We start from the raw sequence: 17,012 nt of genomic DNA, 5'->3' as shown, positions 1-17,012 counted from the left end.
CGCGGGTCGATTATCGAGGGCAATCGTGACACGCGGCGCACACCTGAATCAGTTGAAATCGCTTTCGAGGAACGGCCCGCGCTTGACGGCCCGGTCGAGCGTGACGAGCGTCTCGAGCAGGTCGGCCATGCGATTGAGCGGCACCGCGTTCGGCCCGTCAGACTTCGCTTGCGCCGGATTCGGGTGCGTTTCCATGAACAGACCGGCGACGCCGACCGCGACCGCGGCGCGCGCGAGCACCGGCACGAATTCGCGCTGGCCGCCCGAGCTCGTGCCCTGACCGCCCGGCAACTGCACCGAATGCGTCGCGTCGAACACGACCGGCGCGTTGGTCTCGCGCATGATCGCGAGCGAACGCATGTCCGACACGAGGTTGTTATAGCCGAACGACACGCCGCGCTCGCACGCCATGAAGCGGTCTTCGGACAGACCCGCTTCACGCGCGGCGTCGCGCGCCTTGTCGATCACGTTCTTCATGTCGTGCGGCGCGAGAAATTGGCCCTTCTTGATGTTGACCGGCTTGCCCGAGCGCGCGCACGCGTGGATGAAGTCGGTCTGACGGCACAGGAACGCGGGCGTTTGCAGCACGTCGACGACCGACGCCACCTGCTCGATCTCGTGTTCGGCGTGCACGTCGGTCAGCACCGGCAGACCGAGCTGGCGCTTCACTTCCGACAGGATGCGCAGACCTTCGTCCATGCCCAGACCGCGAAACGACTTGCCGCTGCTGCGATTGGCCTTGTCGTACGACGATTTGTAGATGAACGGAATGTTCAGCTTCGCGCAGATTTCCTTCAGGCGGCCGGCCGTGTCGATCGTCATCTGTTCGGATTCGACGACACAGGTACCGGCGATCAGGAAAAACGGCTTGTCGAGCCCGACGTCGAAATCGCCCAGTTTCATGCTTTCTCCTCGACCCTCGACTGCTGATGCGCGAGCGCCGCTTCGACGAACGACTTGAACAGCGGATGACCGTCACGCGGCGTAGACGTGAATTCAGGGTGGAACTGGACGCCGACGAACCACGGGTGCATGCTGCGCGGCAGCTCCATCATTTCCGGCAAATCCTCGCTCGGGGTACGGGCGCTAATGATGAGGCCACCGCCTTCGAGCTGGGGCACGAAACGGTTATTCACCTCATAACGGTGACGGTGGCGTTCGTTCACATCGGTGCCGTAGATCTCTTCGGCGAGCGTGCCGGGCTTGATCGGACAGCGCTGCGAGCCGAGGCGCATCGTGCCGCCGAGATCCGACTCTTCGGTACGCTTCTCGACGCGGCCTTCGCGGTCGTACCACTCGGTGATCAGCGCGACCACGCGGTTCTTCGTTTCCTGATCGAATTCGGTGCTGTTCGCGTCCTTCAGGCCGACGACGTCGCGGGCGAATTCGATCACGGCGAGCTGCATGCCGAGGCAGATGCCGAGATACGGCACGTTCGCTTCGCGCGCATAACGGATCGCGGCGATCTTGCCTTCGGTGCCGCGACGGCCGAAGCCGCCCGGCACGAGCACCGCGTCGAGATGCTTGAGGCTCCCGACGCCTTGCGTTTCGATCTCTTCGGAGTCGATGTACTCGATGTTCACGCGCGTCGACGTATGCATCGACGCATGACGCAGCGCTTCGATCAGCGACTTGTACGACTCGGTCAGATCGACGTACTTGCCGACCATGCCGATCGTCACTTCGTGCTTCGGGTTCTGCAGCTTCTCGACGAGGTCCGACCACATGGACAGGTCCGCCGCCCTCGGCGTGAGCTTCAGCTCTTCGCAGATGATCGCGTCGAGACCCTGGTCGTGCAGCATCTGCGGAATCTTGTAGATGCTGTCCGCGTCCCACACGGAAATCACCGCGTCTTCGGGCACGTTCGAGAACAGCGAGATCTTCGCGCGCTCGTCGTCCGGAATGCGGCGGTCGGCACGGCACAGCAGCACGTGCGGCGAAATGCCGATTTCGCGCAGCTTCTGCACGCTGTGCTGGGTCGGCTTGGTTTTGAGTTCGCCGGCCGTGGCGACCCAGGGCACCAGTGTCAGGTGCACGAAGCACGCGCTGTTGCGGCCGAGGCGCAGGCTCATCTGGCGCGCGGCTTCGAGGAACGGCAGCGATTCGATGTCACCCACCGTGCCACCCACTTCGACGATCGCGACATCCGGCTCGCCGCACGTCGCAGACGCTGCGCCGCGCTCGACGAATGCCTGGATTTCGTTCGTGATGTGCGGGATGACCTGCACGGTCTTGCCGAGATAATCGCCGCGGCGTTCCTTGCGGATTACCGACTCGTAAATCTGGCCCGTGGTGAAGTTGTTGGCCTTGCGCATCTTCGTGCTGATGAAGCGCTCGTAGTGGCCGAGGTCGAGGTCGGTTTCCGCTCCGTCTTCCGTCACGAACACTTCGCCGTGCTGAAACGGGCTCATCGTGCCGGGGTCGACGTTGATGTAGGGATCGAGTTTGAGGAGGGTGACTTTAAGACCGCGCGATTCGAGGATCGCGGCGAGGGAAGCGGCGGCAATACCCTTGCCGAGGGAAGATACTACGCCGCCGGTGACGAAAACATATTTGGTCATCGCTGGATGCTCGCGGGAAAAACGGATTATACCGTAAAGGATGGTCCCGACCCAGCAAAAAACGGCCGACCCACGCGTGCCGAGGCCGCCTCGCGTGGCAGCCGGCGCAGCGGTTTGGGGCCCGCTTCGTGCGCGCAGCACGTCAGGCGGTTCGCTCCAGCTCACGCAGCATGCGTTGCACCGCGCGCGCGGTTTCGATCGGCTTTTCCATCGGATACAGATGGCTGCCCTCGATCCACTCGACATGGCCGCCGGTCGCGCGTCGCGTCGCGTCGAGCCCGGCCTGGCGGATTTCCTTCGAGCGTGTCCCGGCGATGAACCCGACCGGCACCGGCGCGCCGCGCGCGAGCCGCGCGCCGAGCGTATGCGGCAGCGTCCGGTAGATCTGGTATTCGATGCGACGATCGAACGCGAGCACCCGGGTGCCGTCGGGCGAACTCTGCGGAATGCCGAAGTCGATGTAGTCGGACAGCATGCGCTCGTCCCAGCGCGCGAACGCGGGCTTCGAATGGAAGTGCCGCCATGCTTCGTCACGGCTCGTCCATTGCGTGCGCCGCTTGCGCGTCGCGGCGGCGGGCGACAGCCGCTCGTCGAGCCCGGTCCATTGCGACACGCGCAGCATGCTGCTGCGCCAGCCGGCGATCACCGGCGAGTCGAGCATCACGACGCCCCTCACCCACTGCGGCTTTTTCAGCGCCGCCATCAGCGACAGATAACCGCCGAGCGAATGCCCGACGAGCCACACCGGCTGCTCGTACTTGCGGGCGATGTCGTCAAGCAGTTGCTCGACCAGATGGGGCCAGTCCTGCGTGACCGGAAAGCGCGGATCATGGCCGATCCGCTCGATCGAGCGCACGTCGTAGTCGTCGGAGAGCTCGGCGAAGATCGTCCGGTAAGTCGAGGCCGGAAAGCCGTTCGCATGCGTGAAATGGATGATGTTTTTCAACTGCGGCGATCTCCGTTGTGTTTTTTACGCGTGGGCGGTGCTTTGCCTGTGCCGCTGCTTATACCGCTGCTTGCGCCTGTTGTCTGCGCTGTTGCGCTCATCGGGCCGCGACGCGCTCAGGGCTCCATCCAGTAGCGGCGCTGCGTGTCCCGATAGCGCTCGAGCGTGAGCGCGGCGCCCTCCTCACCGCGCGCGCCCGGATCGACGTCGACCCTCACGGCGCCATCGCGATCGCTGCGCCCGAGTTCGATATGACGCGCCGCGTAGCGCGCGAACACGCCCGCATTCGGATGATGGAAGCGATTCTCGTAGCCTACCTGAAATAACGCGATGGACGGATCGATAGAGTCGAGGAACGGCTCGGTCGACGACGTTTTGCTGCCATGATGCGGCACCATCAACACTTGCGCGCGCAGCATAGCGGGATCGCGCGCGAGCAGCGCGCGTTCGGTCGGCGCTTCGATGTCGGCGGTCAGCAGGGCCGTGAAACGCGGCGCGTTCGCACCGACGAACGCCGCCGCCTGGCTTGCGTTGGTGGGCGGCAACGTGCTGACCCTCAACACGCAGCAATGCTCGTTCGCCTTGCCCGTGAGTGCCCCGACGTCAGGCCACAGCACGGCGAACTCAACACCATCCCACTGCCAGCGCTGCCCCGCCATGCACGGCAGCGTCTGCGTGCCATGCTGTTTTGCCTTCGGCCACAGCGGATTGTCCGGCGCCAGAGCAGCCACCAGCTGACGCACCTCGATCGCATCGAAAACGGCAGGGGCGCCGCCCGCATGATCCGAATCAGCGTGACTGATCATCAGCGTATCGAGCGTCGTCACGCCTTGCGCCCGCAGGAACGGCACCACCACGCGCTCGCCAGCGTGGCTCGATTCCGGACCGGGACCCGCATCGAACAGCAAGGCGTGATGCGCGGTCTGCACGAGCACCGACGAGCCCTGCCCGACATCGAGCGCAGTCAGACGGAACGCGCCCGATGGCTCGGCGAGTGCGCCGCTTGCGCTGGGCATCAGCAGCGGCAGCCACGACAGCGGCGCCGCCCAGCGCAGGGGCCAGCCGCGCGGCGCGAGACACCACAGCACACCGAGCGCCGCCGCGGCCAGCGCCCACGCATGCGGCTGCGGCAGCCACCACAGCGTCCAGCGCGGTCCCGACGCCAGTTGCAGGCCGGCCGCGAGACCATCGAGCAGCGTGTGCGCGGCGCGCCACGCGAACGCGTCGAGCGGCGCGGGCAATGCGACGCCCGCGAGCACCGTCGGCGTGACGAGCAGGCTCACCCAGGGAATCGCGAACGCGTTCGCGAGCGGACCGGCGAGCGGAATTTGCGCGAACCAGTAGGCGGTCAGCGGCGCCAGCGCGACCGTCACCGCGACCTGCGCGTGAGCGGCGCTGCGCAACCGTTCGGCGAGCGCGCGCAGACGCCGGATCGATACGGGACGCGCCGCGCTGCCCTCCTCGTCTTCATGATGACGGGACGCCAGTGGAACCCGCACGCGCGGCCGCCCCGACATCGCGAACAGGATCGCGCCGACTGCGCAAAACGACAGCCAGAATCCGGCCGACACGACCGCCCACGGATCGACCAGCAGCACGAGCCCGAGCGCCCACGCGAGCACCGTGGAGCGCGCTAGCTGCCGGCCGCCGACGAACGCCAGCGCGACGAGCGCGGCCATCCACAGCGCGCGTTGCGCTGGCACGTTGAAGCCCGCGAGCGCGGCATGCAGTGCGGCGAACATCGCACCCGCCGTCACGCCGACGAGCTGCGCGGGCAAGCGCAGCGGCCAGTTGCGGCCGAGCCACCCCGACCGTCTCCAGATTGCCGCCGCGAGCCAGCCGGTCAGCGCCGCGACCAAGCCGAGATGCAAGCCCGAAATCGCCACCAGATGACTCGTGCCGGTGCCGCGCATCAATTGCCAGTCGGCGGGGCTCACTTCGTCCTGCGCGCCGATCGCGAGCGCGACGACGATGCCGCGATGCGGCGCATCGGCAAGCACCGCGTCGATACGCGCACGCAACCCGGCGCGCCAGCGGTCGACCAGCACGGCGAGCCCGCGCGCGTGACCGGTCAGGCGCCGCGCATGGTCCGGCACGCTCACGTAGCCGGTCGCGCGGACGTTGCGCGCGAGCAGACTCGCCTCTGCATCGCGCACGCCGAAATTCGCGTTGCCGTGCGGGCGCTTCAGGCGCACGGTCAGACGCCAGCGTTCGCCCGGTTCGAGCCGCGGCGTCGCGGCGCCGCGCGCGATCCAGGCTAGCTGGATCACGCGCGGGAAAGCGGCGAGCCGCGCACCGTTCGTATCGACGTCGAACAGGAAGCGCGCGCCTTTGTCGTCACGCGTCGGCAATCCCTTGATCGTGCCGACCACCTCGATATCGCGCCCCTCCCACTCGTGCGCCAGGCTCACCGCGAGCCGCGTTTGCGCGCGCACGGCCGCGTAGCCGAAGCCGACGCAGATCGCCGCGCACCACAACGCGCCCCAACCGGCCACCCGCCGCATGCGAGCGTCGCGCCATACGCGGCTAGCGAGCTGGTGCGAGAAGCCCCGCTCGTGTTCGCGCTGGAGCGCCGCACCGGCCGCACCTGCCGCACCTGTCATACCCGCCGCCGCAGCCGCTCCGCCGCCACGCAAACCCCACACCGCAACGCCGGCCGCCGTGCAGCCGAGCAGTATCAACGCGCACCATGCGCCTGTATCCGGCAACACCGCCTGTCGCTGCAGCCAGACCACGCCCAACGCAAATCCACACCAGACCGCCCTCATCCGCCCTCCGTACCCGCTGGTGCCGGGCCTCGTCACCGCGCCAGCGAACGGGCAGCAGCAAGCCCGCCGGGCGTGGGGATCGCCCGACGCGAACCCTTTCGATCAACGGAATCGATTATGCAGAGGAAAGCGCGAGTCGCGGCAGCGCGGCGAGCGCGTTAGCCGTTGTGCCAAGGGCGGCTGCGTCGGAAGTGACACCGCGCAGTCGCGCGAGGCTCGCGCCGATCGCCGGAATCTGCTCGGGTGAATTGCGCTGCCTGTACATCCACGACGGCGCGATGTCCGGCGCGTCGGTCTCGACGACCAGCGCATCGAACGGCAGCTGTTCGGCGAGTCGCCGGATCTGCCGGGCGCGCTCGAACGTGAGGTTGCCGCCGAACCCAAGATGCATGCCCTGATCGATGTACGCCTGCGCCTGCTGGAAACTGCCATTGAACGCGTGCGCGATGCCGCGATGAATCTGATGCCTGCGCAGCCCTTTGATCACCTGATCCTGCGATTTGCGCACATGGCAGATGACCGGCAAATCGAATTCGCGCGCGAGCTGCAACTGGCCGTTGTAGAAAAACTGCTGGCGCGCATCGTCGAGGCCGTCGACGAAATAGTCGAGCCCGATCTCGCCGATGCCGACGAAGCGCGGATCGTCGAGACTCGCCTCGATCTCCATGCGCAACAGGTCGAGGTCGGCATCGACGGCGTGCGGCGTGAACAGCGGATGAATGCCGAGCGCGTACGCGCCGCCGTCGACGCGATGCGCGAGCTCGCGCACCGCCGTGAAGTTCTGTCGCCCGATCGCCGGAATCACGATGCGCGACACCCCCGCATGGCGCGCGGACGCCGCAACCGCATCACGGTCGGCGTCGAACTCCGAAGCGTCGAGATGGCAGTGCGTATCGATCCACATGGGTTATCTCGCTGGCAAGAGGACGGACCGAAGGCGGCCCGAAGGCGGCCCGCACTCAGACCGGCACCGGCGGCTCTTCGTGCAGCACGCCGTCGCGCAACCGCATGATGCGATCACAGCGGCCCGCCAGTTCCGGGTCGTGCGTGACGATCACGAAGCTCGTCTCGAGCGTGCGCGACAGTTCGAGCATCAGGTTGAAAACCGTGTCGGCGGTGCCGCCGTCAAGGTTACCGGTCGGCTCGTCGGCGAGCACGCAGGCGGGCTTCGTGACGAGCGCACGCGCGATCGCGACACGCTGACGCTCGCCGCCCGACAGCTCGCCCGGCCGATGCTTCGCGCGATGCCCCATGCCGACGCGCTCCAGCACCGCCATGGCCTCGCGGCGCGCGACTTCGGTCGTCTCGCGACGAATCCGCAGCGGCATCGCGACGTTATCGAGGGCGGAAAACTCCGGCAGCAGATGGTGAAACTGATACACGAAACCGAGCGCGCGATTGCGCAGGACGTTGCGCTCGCGCTCGGAGAGTTTCGTGAACGGCTTGCCGAGCACCGACACGTGGCCCGTGCTCGGATCGTCGAGACCGCCGAGCACGTGCAGCAGCGTGCTCTTGCCGGAGCCCGACGCGCCGACGATCGCGAGCTTCTCGCCGCGCCGCACGGCGAGTTGCGCATTGTTGAGCACCTGCACGTTCAGCCCGCCCTGCACGAACGCTTTGGAAATGCCGGTGGCTTCGAGCACGAACGGATGCGACGCGGAGTCCTGAGCGGTCATGGATGAATCGGTTGAGGGATGGACGAGGCGGTCATTCATAGCGCAGCGCCTCCGCCGGACGGACCTTCGCGCCGCGCCAGCTCGGATAGAGCGTCGCGAGCGCCGACAGCACGAACGCGATGATGCCGATGCGCGCGACGTCCGCCGGAACCAGCTCCGACGGCAGCTCGCTGATGAAGTACACCGACGGCGGCAGGAATTGCACGCCGAGCAGATGCTCGATCATCGGCACGAGCCACGGAATGCTCCACGCGATCAGACAGCCGAGCACGACGCCGGTCGCCGTGCCGATGAAGCCGATCGTCACGCCCTGCACGACGAAGATCTTCATGATCGAGCCGGGCTGCGCGCCGAGCGTGCGCAGGATCGCGATATCGGCCTGCTTGTTGGTCACCGTCATCACCAGCGACGACACCAGATTGAACGCGGCCACCGCAATGATCAGCGTCAGGATGATGAACATCATGCGCTTCTCGATCTGCACCGCCGAGAACCAGGTCTTGTTCTGCTGGGTCCAGTCGCGGATGTACAGATCGCCCGACAGCGTGCGCGCGAGCTGATGCGCGACTTCCGGCGCGCGCTGCATGTCGGTGAGGCGCAGCCGCACGCCGGTCGGTGCGGGCAGCCGGAACAGCGCCTGTGCGTCCTTGATGTTGATCAGCGCGAGCGTGCTGTCGTATTCGTAATGGCCCGACTCGAAGATGCCGACCACCGTGAACTGCTTCAGGCGCGGCAGCATGCCGGCCGGCGTGATCGTGCCTTCGGGCGCGACGAGCGTGATCTTGTCGTTCAGTTGCACGCCGAGATTGGCCGCCAGATCGGCGCCGAGCACGATGCCGAAGCCGCCGGGCACGAGGTCGGCCAGCTTGCCGCCTTTCATTTCCTTGCCGATGTCGGACACTTCAGGCTCGAGCGTCGGCTCGATGCCACGCAACGCGACGCCGCTCACCGCGTCCTGGCGCGTCAGCAGCGCCTGGGCCTCGACGTAGGGCGCCGCGCCGATCACCTCCTTGTTCTGGCGCGCCTCCTTCGCGGTCAGTTGCCAGTCGGGCATCGAACCGGTCGGCGAAAAGATCTCGACGTGCGCGAGCACCGACAGCATGCGGTCGCGCACCTCTTTCTGAAAGCCGTTCATCACCGACAACACGACGATCAGCGCCGCGACGCCAAGCGCGATGCCCGACATCGACACCAGCGCGATGAACGAAATGAAGCCGTTACCGGTCGTGCGTTTGCCGGCGCGTGTGTAGCGCCAGCCAATCTGCCATTCGTAGGGAAATTTCAAGCGAATCCTTTTGTGCGTTCTTCGACTGTATGTCGGGACCGGCGGACATCGAGCGTCCGCCGTGCGGCCCGAACGTCGTGATCGTTGGGCTCGCGGCGGCGCGGATCGTTCCTCGCGCGCCCGGCCGCTGTGCGGCTCTGCCGGCGCATAGAGGCGCGGCGCCGCGGTGCGCCACCCTGCCGGGTCCAGCGATCAAGCGCGAAGTTTGCCACACAATGCCGCCGGCTCGCGCAAAGGACGTGCCTTGGCCGCGCCATCGACGAACCGGCCGCGCTTCGTCGAAATACTCGCACCGTTTGCCCTACAATGCGCAGCATCATGCCTGCCGACCGCCTCCATCTTCTGCTGCCCTTCGCGCTGCCTGCCGCGGCCGACGCCTCCACCGCGCTTCACGACATCCAGTGCCCCGCTCTCGACAGGCTGATCGCGCGCGCGACGCTGATCGAACGCGTGATCGGCGAGGATTTTCAGCGCACGCTGCCGCACGAGCGCTGGGTCGCGCGACAATTCGGCGCGCTGCCCGACGGCGCCTCGGCCGCCGCCGACGAAGCCCCGCTCGCGCCCTACATGCTGCGCGCCGACGGCGGCGAACCCGGCAACGCGACGTGGGCCTGCGTGCAGCCGGTACACGTGCACATCGCGCACGACCATCTGGTGCTGATCGACCCGGCGTCGCTCAACCTGTCGGACGACGAAGCGAGCACGCTGCTCGCGCTTGCGCGTCCGCTGATCGAGGAACTCGGCGTGCGCATCGAGGCGCCCAAGCCAATCCGCTGGTATCTGTCGAGCGACGCTTTCGGCTCGCTCGCGGGCGCGTCGCCGTTGCGCGCGAGCGGCCGCAACATCGAGATCTGGTTGCCGCACGAAGCGCATTCCGGCGAACGCTCTCGCGCGTGGATGAAGCTGCAGAACGAAGTGCAGATGGCGTGGTTCGAGCATCCGGTCAACGAAGCGCGGGAGGCGCGCGGGCTGCCGGCCGTCAACTCGATCTGGTTTCACGCGCAAGGCGTCGCGCGGAGCGTGCGCAGTCCGTTCGCGCAGGTGCTGTCCGATGCCGCCGCAACGCGCGGTCTCGCGCTCAGCGCGGGGGTCGCGACAGGTGCGCCGCCGGCGTCGTATCGCGAACTGGCCGCGGCGCTGCGCGGTACCGCCAACGGCAGCGGCGCAACGCTCGTCGAACTCGACCCCTTCTCCGCGCCCTACATCGAACAGGACTGGGCGCGCTGGAACCAGGCATTCGCCGCGCTGCAGACCGACTGGTTCGCGCCCGCGCTCGCGGCATTGCAGTCGGGCGAACTCGCCGAGCTCGGCCTCACGCTGTGCGGCGACACCGGCTCGGTGACGCTGACGGTCACGCGCGGCGATCTGCGCAAATTCTGGCGGCGGCGCGTGCTGGCCTCGCTTTTCATCGAATGATCCACGGCCCTTCCGCATGACCCGAATCGTTACGCGCCCCTGCTCCCCCGTCGACGCCGAAGTGTTGACCCGCTGCGGCCTGCATCCGGTGCTCGCGCGCCTGTACGCATCGCGCGGCGTGTGCCTGCCCGAGGACGTCGAAACCGGCCTCGCGCGGCTCGTGCCGCCAGCCGAACTGAAGGGCTGCGACGCGGCCGCCGCGCTGCTCGCCGACGCGCTCCAGCAGCAGCGCCGCATGCTGGTCGTCGCGGACTACGACTGCGACGGCGCGACCGCCTGCGCGGTCGCGGTGCGCGGGCTGCGCATGTTCGGCGCGCGCATCGACTACCTGGTGCCGAACCGCATGGAGCACGGCTACGGGCTCACGCCGGACATCGTCGAGCTGGCGGTGCGTAGCGCGGCCGGCAAGCCCGATCTGCTGATCACCGTCGACAACGGCATCGCGAGCGTCGACGGCGTCGCAGCGGCCAACGCCCTTGGCATCGACGTGCTCGTCACCGACCACCACCTGCCCGGCGACGAACTGCCCGCCGCGCGGGCGATCGTCAATCCGAATCAGCCGGGCTGCACGTTCCCGAGCAAGTGCCTCGCCGGCGTCGGCGTGATGTTCTACGTGCTGCTCGCGCTGCGCGCCGAACTGCGCCGCCGTGGGGCGTTCGGCGACGCGCTGCCCGAGCCGCGCCTCGACGGCCTGCTCGATCTGGTCGCACTCGGCACCGTCGCCGATGTCGTCAAACTCGACGGCAACAACCGCGTGCTGGTCGCGCAAGGTCTGCAGCGCATCCGCCGCGGCCGCATGCAGCCGGGCATCGCCGCGCTGTTTCGCGCCGCCGCGCGCGACGCGCGCAACGCCTCCGGCTTCGACCTCGGCTTCGCGCTGGGACCGCGCCTGAACGCGGCGGGACGGCTGTCGGACATGTCGCTCGGCATCGAATGCCTGACCACCGACGACGTCGGCCGCGCATGGGAACTCGCGCAGCAGCTCGACACGATGAACCGCGAGCGCCGCGAAATCGAGGCGGGCATGCAGCAGCAGGCGCTGGACGACCTGTCGACGGTCGATCCCGACGGCGCGACCACGATCACGTTGTTCAATCCGGGCTGGCATCAGGGCGTGATCGGCATCGTCGCGGGACGGCTGAAAGAGAAGTTCCACCGCCCGTCGTTCACGTTCGCGCCGGCCGACGATACGGGCGTGCTCGTCAAGGGCTCGGGCCGCTCGATCGCGGGCTTCCACCTGCGCGACGCGCTCGATCTGATCTCGAAGCGCGAGCCGGACCTGATCGTCAAATTCGGCGGCCACGCGATGGCCGCGGGCCTGACGATCGCCGCCGCCGACGTGCCGCGCTTCACCGCCGCGTTCGAGGCGGTCGGCCGCGAATGGCTGTCCGCGCAGGCGCTCGCGCGCACGATCGAAACCGACGGCGAGCTCGAAGACGCGTACTTCACGCCGCAATTCGTCGAAATGCTCGACGCGGCCGTCTGGGGCCAGGGTTTTCCGGCGCCGGTGTTCTCCGGCGAATTCGAGGTCGCCTCGCAGGCGTTGGTGAAGGACAAGCACCTGAAGCTGCAACTGCTGCGCGGCCGCCAGCGCTTCAACGCGATCTGGTTCAATCACACCGAGACGCTGCCTGCGCGCACCACCGTCGCCTATCGGCTCGCGAGCGATACATGGAACGGCGTGTCGCGCGTGCAACTGATCGTCGAGCACGCGGTGAGCTGAAATCTTCCGCAAAATCAATCGCGAACACGCGCCAGATCGCCCGCGAGGCTCCGGCGCGGCGTGCCGATCGGCTATAATTTCTGCTTTTTACGCAGAATAGAAGATCGACATGGAAGCGGAACGTCTCAACGCGATCGAAGCCTCTCTGGCCGACCTGCGCAAGCGCGCGGACGACCTACGGGGGTATCTTTGACTACGACGACAAAGCACTGCGTCTAATCGAAGTCAACCGGGAACTCGAAGACCCGGACGTCTGGAACGACTCGAAGCACGCCCAGGCGCTCGGTAAGGAAAAGAAGCTGCTCGACGACACGGTCGGCAAGCTCACGTCGATCGCGAACGACGTGCGCGACGCGCAAGACCTGTTCGAGATGGCACGCGAAGAAGCCGACGACGACACGCTGCTCGCCTGCGAGGGTGACGCCCAGGCCATCGAGGCACGCGTCGCCGACATGGAATTCCGCCGGATGTTCGCGAACCCGGCCGATCCCAACAACGCCTTTCTCGACATCCAGGCCGGCGCCGGCGGCACCGAGGCGTGCGACTGGGCGTCGATGCTGCTGCGCCAGTATCTGCGTTATTGCGAGCGCAAGGGCTTCAAGACCGAAGTGCTCGAGCAGACCGAAGGCGACGTCGCCGGCATCAAGAACGCGACGATCAAGATCGAAGGCGACTACGCGTACGGCTTCCTGCGTACCGAAAACCGGCGTGCACCGGCTCGTGCGCAAGTCGCCGTTCGACTCGTCGGGCGGTCGTCACACGTCGTTCTCGTCGGTGTTCGTGTACCCGGAAATCGACGACTCGATCGAAGTCGACATCAACCCGGCCGACCTGCGCATCGACACGTACCGTGCTTCGGGCGCGGGCGGCCAGCACATCAACAAGACCGACTCCGCGGTGCGTATCACGCACATGCCGTCGGGCATCGTCGTGCAGTGCCAGAACGACCGCTCGCAGCACCGCAACCGCGCCGAAGCCATGGCGATGCTGAAATCGCGCCTGTATGAAGCGGAAATCCGCAAGCGTCAGGCCGAGCAGGACAAGCTGGAAGCCGGCAAGACCGATGTGGGTTGGGGCCATCAGATCCGCTCGTACGTGCTCGACAACAGCCGCATCAAGGATCTGCGCACCAACGTCGAAATCAGCAATACGAAGAGCGTGCTCGACGGTGACCTCGATCCGTTCATCAGCGCGAGCCTGAAACAGGGCGTCTAGGCGCGCACGGCGCGGCCCCGTTCACCGATCGGGACCGCACCTTCTTCGTTGCTGCTTTTGCGTTGCTTCCACGCTATTTATTCGCCGTTTTTCCAGTACCGCCTGAGGTTTTTACACTGACTGGCTTCCCGCCAGCGGAGCACTCCGCGGCGGGCCACCGAATACCAAATCATCATGACTGAACCGACCCAGCCGACTGTCGTGCCCGAAGCGGACGACAACAAGATCATCGCCGAGCGCCGCGAAAAGCTGCGCGAACTGCGTGAGCGAGGCGTCGCCTATCCGAACGATTTCCGTCCCACGCACCACGCCGAAGATCTGCAGGCGCAGTACGAGCACGCCGACAAGGAAGCGCTCGAAGCGCATCCGCTCGAAGTCGCGATCGCTGGCCGCATGATGCTGAAACGCGTGATGGGCAAGGCAAGTTTCGCAACCGTGCGCGACGGCTCGGGTCAGATCCAGTTCTTCATCACACCGGCCGACGTCGGTCAGGAGACCTACGACGCATTCAAGAAGTGGGACATGGGCGACATCGTCGCCGCGCGCGGCGTGCTGTTCCGCACCAACAAGGGCGAGCTATCGGTGCGCTGCACGGAGCTGCGTCTGCTGTCGAAGTCGCTGCGTCCGCTGCCGGACAAGTTCCACGGTCTCGCCGACCAGGAAATGAAGTACCGCCAGCGCTATGTCGATCTGATCGTCACGCCGGAAACGCGCCGCACGTTCGTCGCGCGCACGAAGGCGATTTCGTCGATCCGCAAGTACATGGCCGACGCGAACTTCATGGAAGTCGAAACACCGATGCTGCACCCGATTCCGGGCGGCGCGGCGGCCAAGCCGTTCTCGACGCACCACAATGCGCTCGACATGCAGATGTTCCTGCGCATCGCGCCGGAGCTGTACCTGAAGCGGCTGGTGGTGGGCGGCTTCGAGCGCGTGTTCGAGATCAATCGTAATTTCCGCAACGAGGGCGTATCCGTGCGCCACAACCCGGAATTCACGATGATCGAGTTCTACGCGGCCTACACCGATTACAAGTGGCTGATGGACTTCACCGAGCAGCTGATTCGCCAGGCCGCGATCGATGCGCTCGGCACGGCCACCATCACTTATCAGGGCCGCGAGCTCGATCTGTCGAAGCCGTTCCATCGGCTCACGATCACGCAGGCGATCCAGAAATACGCGCCGCAATACACGAACGAGCAGCTCGCCGACGGCACGTTCCTGCGCGCCGAGCTGAAGAAGTTCGGCGTCGATGCGTCGCAGCCGCAGTTCCTCAACGCGGGCATCGGCTCGCTGCAACTGGCGCTGTTCGAAGAGACCGCCGAGTCGCAACTGTGGGAGCCGACCTACATCATCGACTATCCGATCGAGGTGTCGCCGCTCGCGCGTGCGTCGGACAAGGTGGCAGGCATCACCGAGCGTTTCGAGCTGTTCATCACCGGCCGCGAAATCGCCAACGGCTTCTCGGAGCTCAACGATCCGGAAGATCAGGCCGCGCGCTTCAAGAAGCAGGTCGACCAGAAAGACGCCGGCGACGAGGAAGCGATGTTCTACGACGCCGACTACATCCGCGCGCTCGAGTACGGCATGCCGCCGGCGGGCGGCTGCGGTATCGGCATCGACCGTCTGGTCATGATGCTGACCGATAGCCCGAGCATCCGCGACGTGATTCTGTTCCCGCATCTGCGGCGCGAAGACTGAGCGACGCTGGGCGCGAGCGCGCGTTGTGCTTCGCGAGCAATGCGATGGTTTGAAGAGCGCCCGGTTGATGCCGGGCGTTTTCTTATGCGCGCGTTTTCACTTTGCGGGACCGTTTTCTGCTTCTGATCGTTTGTAACCAGCGGTAAAAGCTGCTCGTTCGCGCGCAAGTCGCCGCGGACTCGATGGTCTTAGAAGTTTGTTGACACCAAAGCGCACCGCGTAAAGGGCGCCTACCCACGCCCGAGGGCGCCATCTGAGCGGTTACAAATAGAAACGCTGCCCGGATCGAATTGCCCGACAATCAGTCTCACAAGAAGTCGGCTCTGTCAGAAACGGAGGCCCTACATGGACACCCCTACTCATCAACCCACGCAGCCACGTCGTCTTCATCCCTTGATCGCGGTGGCCGCCGGCGCGGTGCTCGTCGCGAGTCTCGTCGCTACCGCGGCGATCACCGGCGTGTTCCCGAAGGCGTCGGGTAACGGCGCACAGAACGATCAGACGCAGGCCGCGCAGGTCAGCACGCAAGCGCCGGGCGTCGTCGATTCGGCCGCGCCGGTCAAGCCATCTGCGCAACAGCGGCAAGATCAGGCTCAGCAAGCGGTGCCGGCCGCCCCTGCCGCCGCTCCAACCCTGCAGCAATACGCGCAGCAACAGCAGGCACAGGCCGCGCCGCAGTATGCGCAGCAGCCGGCGCCGCATGCCGCTTATTGCGCGACCTGCGGCACCGTCGTCGCGATCTCGGCGGTTCGGCATGAAGGACATGGCACCGGCATTGGCGCGGTCGGCGGTGCGGTGGCCGGGGGCGTCGTCGGTAATCAATTCGGCGCCGGCGGCGGGCGTACCGCGATGACGCTGCTCGGCGCGCTGGGCGGCGGGTTCGCCGGCAACTCGGTCGAAAAACATCTGCGCAGCACGACGTCGTATTCGGTGCGCGTGCACATGGAAGACGGCAAGACGCGCTACTTCACCTATAGCGAGGCGCCGCCGTTGCGCGACGGCGAGCGCGTGCGCGTTCAGAACGGCGGCCTCGTCGCCGACTGAGCTGAGCTCGGCGCCCAACGTTCGTCGACGCGCCATGAAAAAAGGCGATTCCATCGGAATCGCCTTTTCTTTGGAGTTCAATGCACCCGTTCGAACACGCGTTCAATAATCTGCGTCTTCGATCCATGCCGCCTGAATCGCTTCGAGAATCTTTTCGCTCGAACGGTTCGGATCGTCGTCGAAGCCTTCGAGCTCGGTCACCCAGCGGTGCAGGTCGGTGAAACGCACCTGCTGTGGATCGACGTCCTGATGCTTGTCCGTCAGAGCCATCGCGATGTCTTGCGTATCGGTCCACTTCATGGCGGCACCCTCCTGTTAGTGATTTTCCTTCGCGTGATTGATCGAGTAACGCGGAATTTCGACGACCAGATCCTGCTCGTCCGGCATGACCGCCTGACACGACAGGCGCGAAGCCGGTTCCAGCCCCCATGCCTTGTCCAACAGATCGTCCTCGTCTTCCTCGGATGGCGTCAAGGCGGCGAAACCCTCACGCACGATTACGTGGCAGGTCGTGCACGCGCACGACTTCTCGCACGCATGCTCGATTTCGATACCGTTATCGAGCAGGTTGTCGCAGATGCTCTTGCCGGGAACGGCGTCGATCACCGCGCCTTCCGGGCACAGTTCGACGTGAGGCAGCACAACGATTTGAGGCATACAGTTTCCGTTTGGGTCTG

13 protein-coding genes and 1 pseudogene are annotated in these 17,012 nt (G+C 66.1%); 5 read left to right on the top strand and 9 right to left on the bottom strand.

Going from position 1 to position 17,012, the window contains the following annotated elements; all coding sequences use genetic code 11:
• Nucleotides 1-48: 48 nt before the first annotated feature.
• The 7 genes from kdsA to OKW35_RS34385 form a co-directional block, all read right to left on the bottom strand.
• Entirely contained in the window at nucleotides 49-903 is an 855-nt protein-coding gene (gene kdsA / locus OKW35_RS34415) for a 3-deoxy-8-phosphooctulonate synthase (protein WP_090800765.1), read from the bottom strand.
• The gene (locus tag OKW35_RS34410) at nucleotides 900-2,561 is read right to left on the bottom strand and encodes a CTP synthase (RefSeq protein WP_429554420.1); all 1,662 of its coding nucleotides are present in this window, start codon (nucleotides 2,559-2,561) and stop codon (nucleotides 900-902) included. Before OKW35_RS34410 ends, kdsA begins: the two co-directional genes overlap by 4 nt.
• A gap of 142 nt (nucleotides 2,562-2,703) precedes the next feature.
• Entirely contained in the window at nucleotides 2,704-3,507 is an 804-nt protein-coding gene (locus OKW35_RS34405) for an alpha/beta fold hydrolase (RefSeq protein WP_429405229.1), read from the bottom strand.
• A 116-nt stretch (nucleotides 3,508-3,623) separates the two neighbouring features.
• Complete coding sequence (locus tag OKW35_RS34400; RefSeq protein WP_429554419.1) at nucleotides 3,624-6,275, bottom strand: DNA internalization-related competence protein ComEC/Rec2; 2,652 nt, start codon at nucleotides 6,273-6,275, stop codon at nucleotides 3,624-3,626.
• A 115-nt stretch (nucleotides 6,276-6,390) separates the two neighbouring features.
• The gene (locus tag OKW35_RS34395) at nucleotides 6,391-7,179 is read right to left on the bottom strand and encodes a TatD family hydrolase (protein WP_184048870.1); all 789 of its coding nucleotides are present in this window, start codon (nucleotides 7,177-7,179) and stop codon (nucleotides 6,391-6,393) included.
• A gap of 55 nt (nucleotides 7,180-7,234) precedes the next feature.
• Nucleotides 7,235-7,951, bottom strand: coding sequence for a lipoprotein-releasing ABC transporter ATP-binding protein LolD (gene lolD, locus OKW35_RS34390; RefSeq protein WP_409259237.1), 717 nt, complete (start codon nucleotides 7,949-7,951; stop codon nucleotides 7,235-7,237).
• 31 nt (nucleotides 7,952-7,982) lie between these two features.
• Nucleotides 7,983-9,236: a lipoprotein-releasing ABC transporter permease subunit gene (locus OKW35_RS34385; protein WP_184048864.1), complete on the bottom strand. Its 1,254-nt coding sequence runs from the start codon at nucleotides 9,234-9,236 to the stop codon at nucleotides 7,983-7,985.
• 306 nt (nucleotides 9,237-9,542) lie between these two features.
• Here OKW35_RS34385 and OKW35_RS34380 point away from each other — a divergent pair, with 306 nt between their 5' ends.
• From OKW35_RS34380 to OKW35_RS34360, 5 genes and pseudogenes are all read left to right on the top strand, one after another.
• Nucleotides 9,543-10,652, top strand: a complete 1,110-nt coding sequence (locus OKW35_RS34380) for a regulator (RefSeq protein WP_429554418.1) — start codon at nucleotides 9,543-9,545, stop codon at nucleotides 10,650-10,652.
• 16 nt (nucleotides 10,653-10,668) lie between these two features.
• Nucleotides 10,669-12,375 (top strand): single-stranded-DNA-specific exonuclease RecJ, encoded by a 1,707-nt coding sequence (recJ, locus tag OKW35_RS34375; RefSeq protein WP_184057322.1) that lies wholly within the window; start codon nucleotides 10,669-10,671, stop codon nucleotides 12,373-12,375.
• Nucleotides 12,376-12,484: 109 nt separating this feature from the next.
• Nucleotides 12,485-13,590, top strand: a pseudogene (gene prfB / locus OKW35_RS34370) (peptide chain release factor 2).
• 174 nt (nucleotides 13,591-13,764) lie between these two features.
• Nucleotides 13,765-15,291 carry a lysine--tRNA ligase gene (gene lysS, locus OKW35_RS34365; RefSeq protein WP_184057326.1) on the top strand — a complete coding sequence of 509 codons (1,527 nt, stop codon included), beginning with the start codon at nucleotides 13,765-13,767 and terminating at the stop codon, nucleotides 15,289-15,291.
• Nucleotides 15,292-15,636: 345 nt separating this feature from the next.
• A complete protein-coding gene (locus OKW35_RS34360; RefSeq protein WP_184057328.1) occupies nucleotides 15,637-16,335 on the top strand; it encodes a glycine zipper 2TM domain-containing protein in 699 nt (232 codons plus the stop codon).
• A 102-nt stretch (nucleotides 16,336-16,437) separates the two neighbouring features.
• Here the strand turns inward: OKW35_RS34360 and iscX are convergent, their stop codons facing one another.
• Together iscX and fdx are read right to left on the bottom strand one after the other, a co-directional pair.
• Entirely contained in the window at nucleotides 16,438-16,635 is a 198-nt protein-coding gene (iscX, locus tag OKW35_RS34355; RefSeq protein WP_027198111.1) for a Fe-S cluster assembly protein IscX, read from the bottom strand.
• Nucleotides 16,636-16,650: 15 nt separating this feature from the next.
• Nucleotides 16,651-16,992 (bottom strand): ISC system 2Fe-2S type ferredoxin, encoded by a 342-nt coding sequence (fdx, locus tag OKW35_RS34350; RefSeq protein ID WP_090800789.1) that lies wholly within the window; start codon nucleotides 16,990-16,992, stop codon nucleotides 16,651-16,653.
• Nucleotides 16,993-17,012 lie beyond the last annotated feature (20 nt).

This window comes from Paraburkholderia sp. MM5477-R1, assembly GCF_050436385.1.
Taxonomy (GTDB): Bacteria; Pseudomonadota; Gammaproteobacteria; order Burkholderiales; family Burkholderiaceae; genus Paraburkholderia; species Paraburkholderia tuberum.
Note: the sequence above shows the minus strand (reverse complement) of the source record. Positions and strands in the feature narration are given on the sequence as shown.

What these genes read in the sequence shown, in the direction of transcription:
- recJ (WP_184057322.1), top strand. Translation starts at nt 10,669, where the DNA reads ATGACCCGAATCGTTACGCGCCCCTGCTCCCCCGTCGACGCCGAAGTG.
- OKW35_RS34360 (WP_184057328.1), top strand. Translation starts at nt 15,637, where the DNA reads ATGGACACCCCTACTCATCAACCCACGCAGCCACGTCGTCTTCATCCC.
- OKW35_RS34410 (WP_429554420.1), bottom strand. Translation starts at nt 2,561, where the DNA reads ATGACCAAATATGTTTTCGTCACCGGCGGCGTAGTATCTTCCCTCGGC.
- lolD (WP_409259237.1), bottom strand. Translation starts at nt 7,951, where the DNA reads ATGACCGCTCAGGACTCCGCGTCGCATCCGTTCGTGCTCGAAGCCACC.
- OKW35_RS34400 (WP_429554419.1), bottom strand. Translation starts at nt 6,275, where the DNA reads ATGAGGGCGGTCTGGTGTGGATTTGCGTTGGGCGTGGTCTGGCTGCAG.
- fdx (WP_090800789.1), bottom strand. Translation starts at nt 16,992, where the DNA reads ATGCCTCAAATCGTTGTGCTGCCTCACGTCGAACTGTGCCCGGAAGGC.
- OKW35_RS34380 (WP_429554418.1), top strand. Translation starts at nt 9,543, where the DNA reads ATGCGCAGCATCATGCCTGCCGACCGCCTCCATCTTCTGCTGCCCTTC.
- kdsA (WP_090800765.1), bottom strand. Translation starts at nt 903, where the DNA reads ATGAAACTGGGCGATTTCGACGTCGGGCTCGACAAGCCGTTTTTCCTG.
- OKW35_RS34395 (WP_184048870.1), bottom strand. Translation starts at nt 7,179, where the DNA reads ATGTGGATCGATACGCACTGCCATCTCGACGCTTCGGAGTTCGACGCC.
- iscX (WP_027198111.1), bottom strand. Translation starts at nt 16,635, where the DNA reads ATGAAGTGGACCGATACGCAAGACATCGCGATGGCTCTGACGGACAAG.
- lysS (WP_184057326.1), top strand. Translation starts at nt 13,765, where the DNA reads ATGACTGAACCGACCCAGCCGACTGTCGTGCCCGAAGCGGACGACAAC.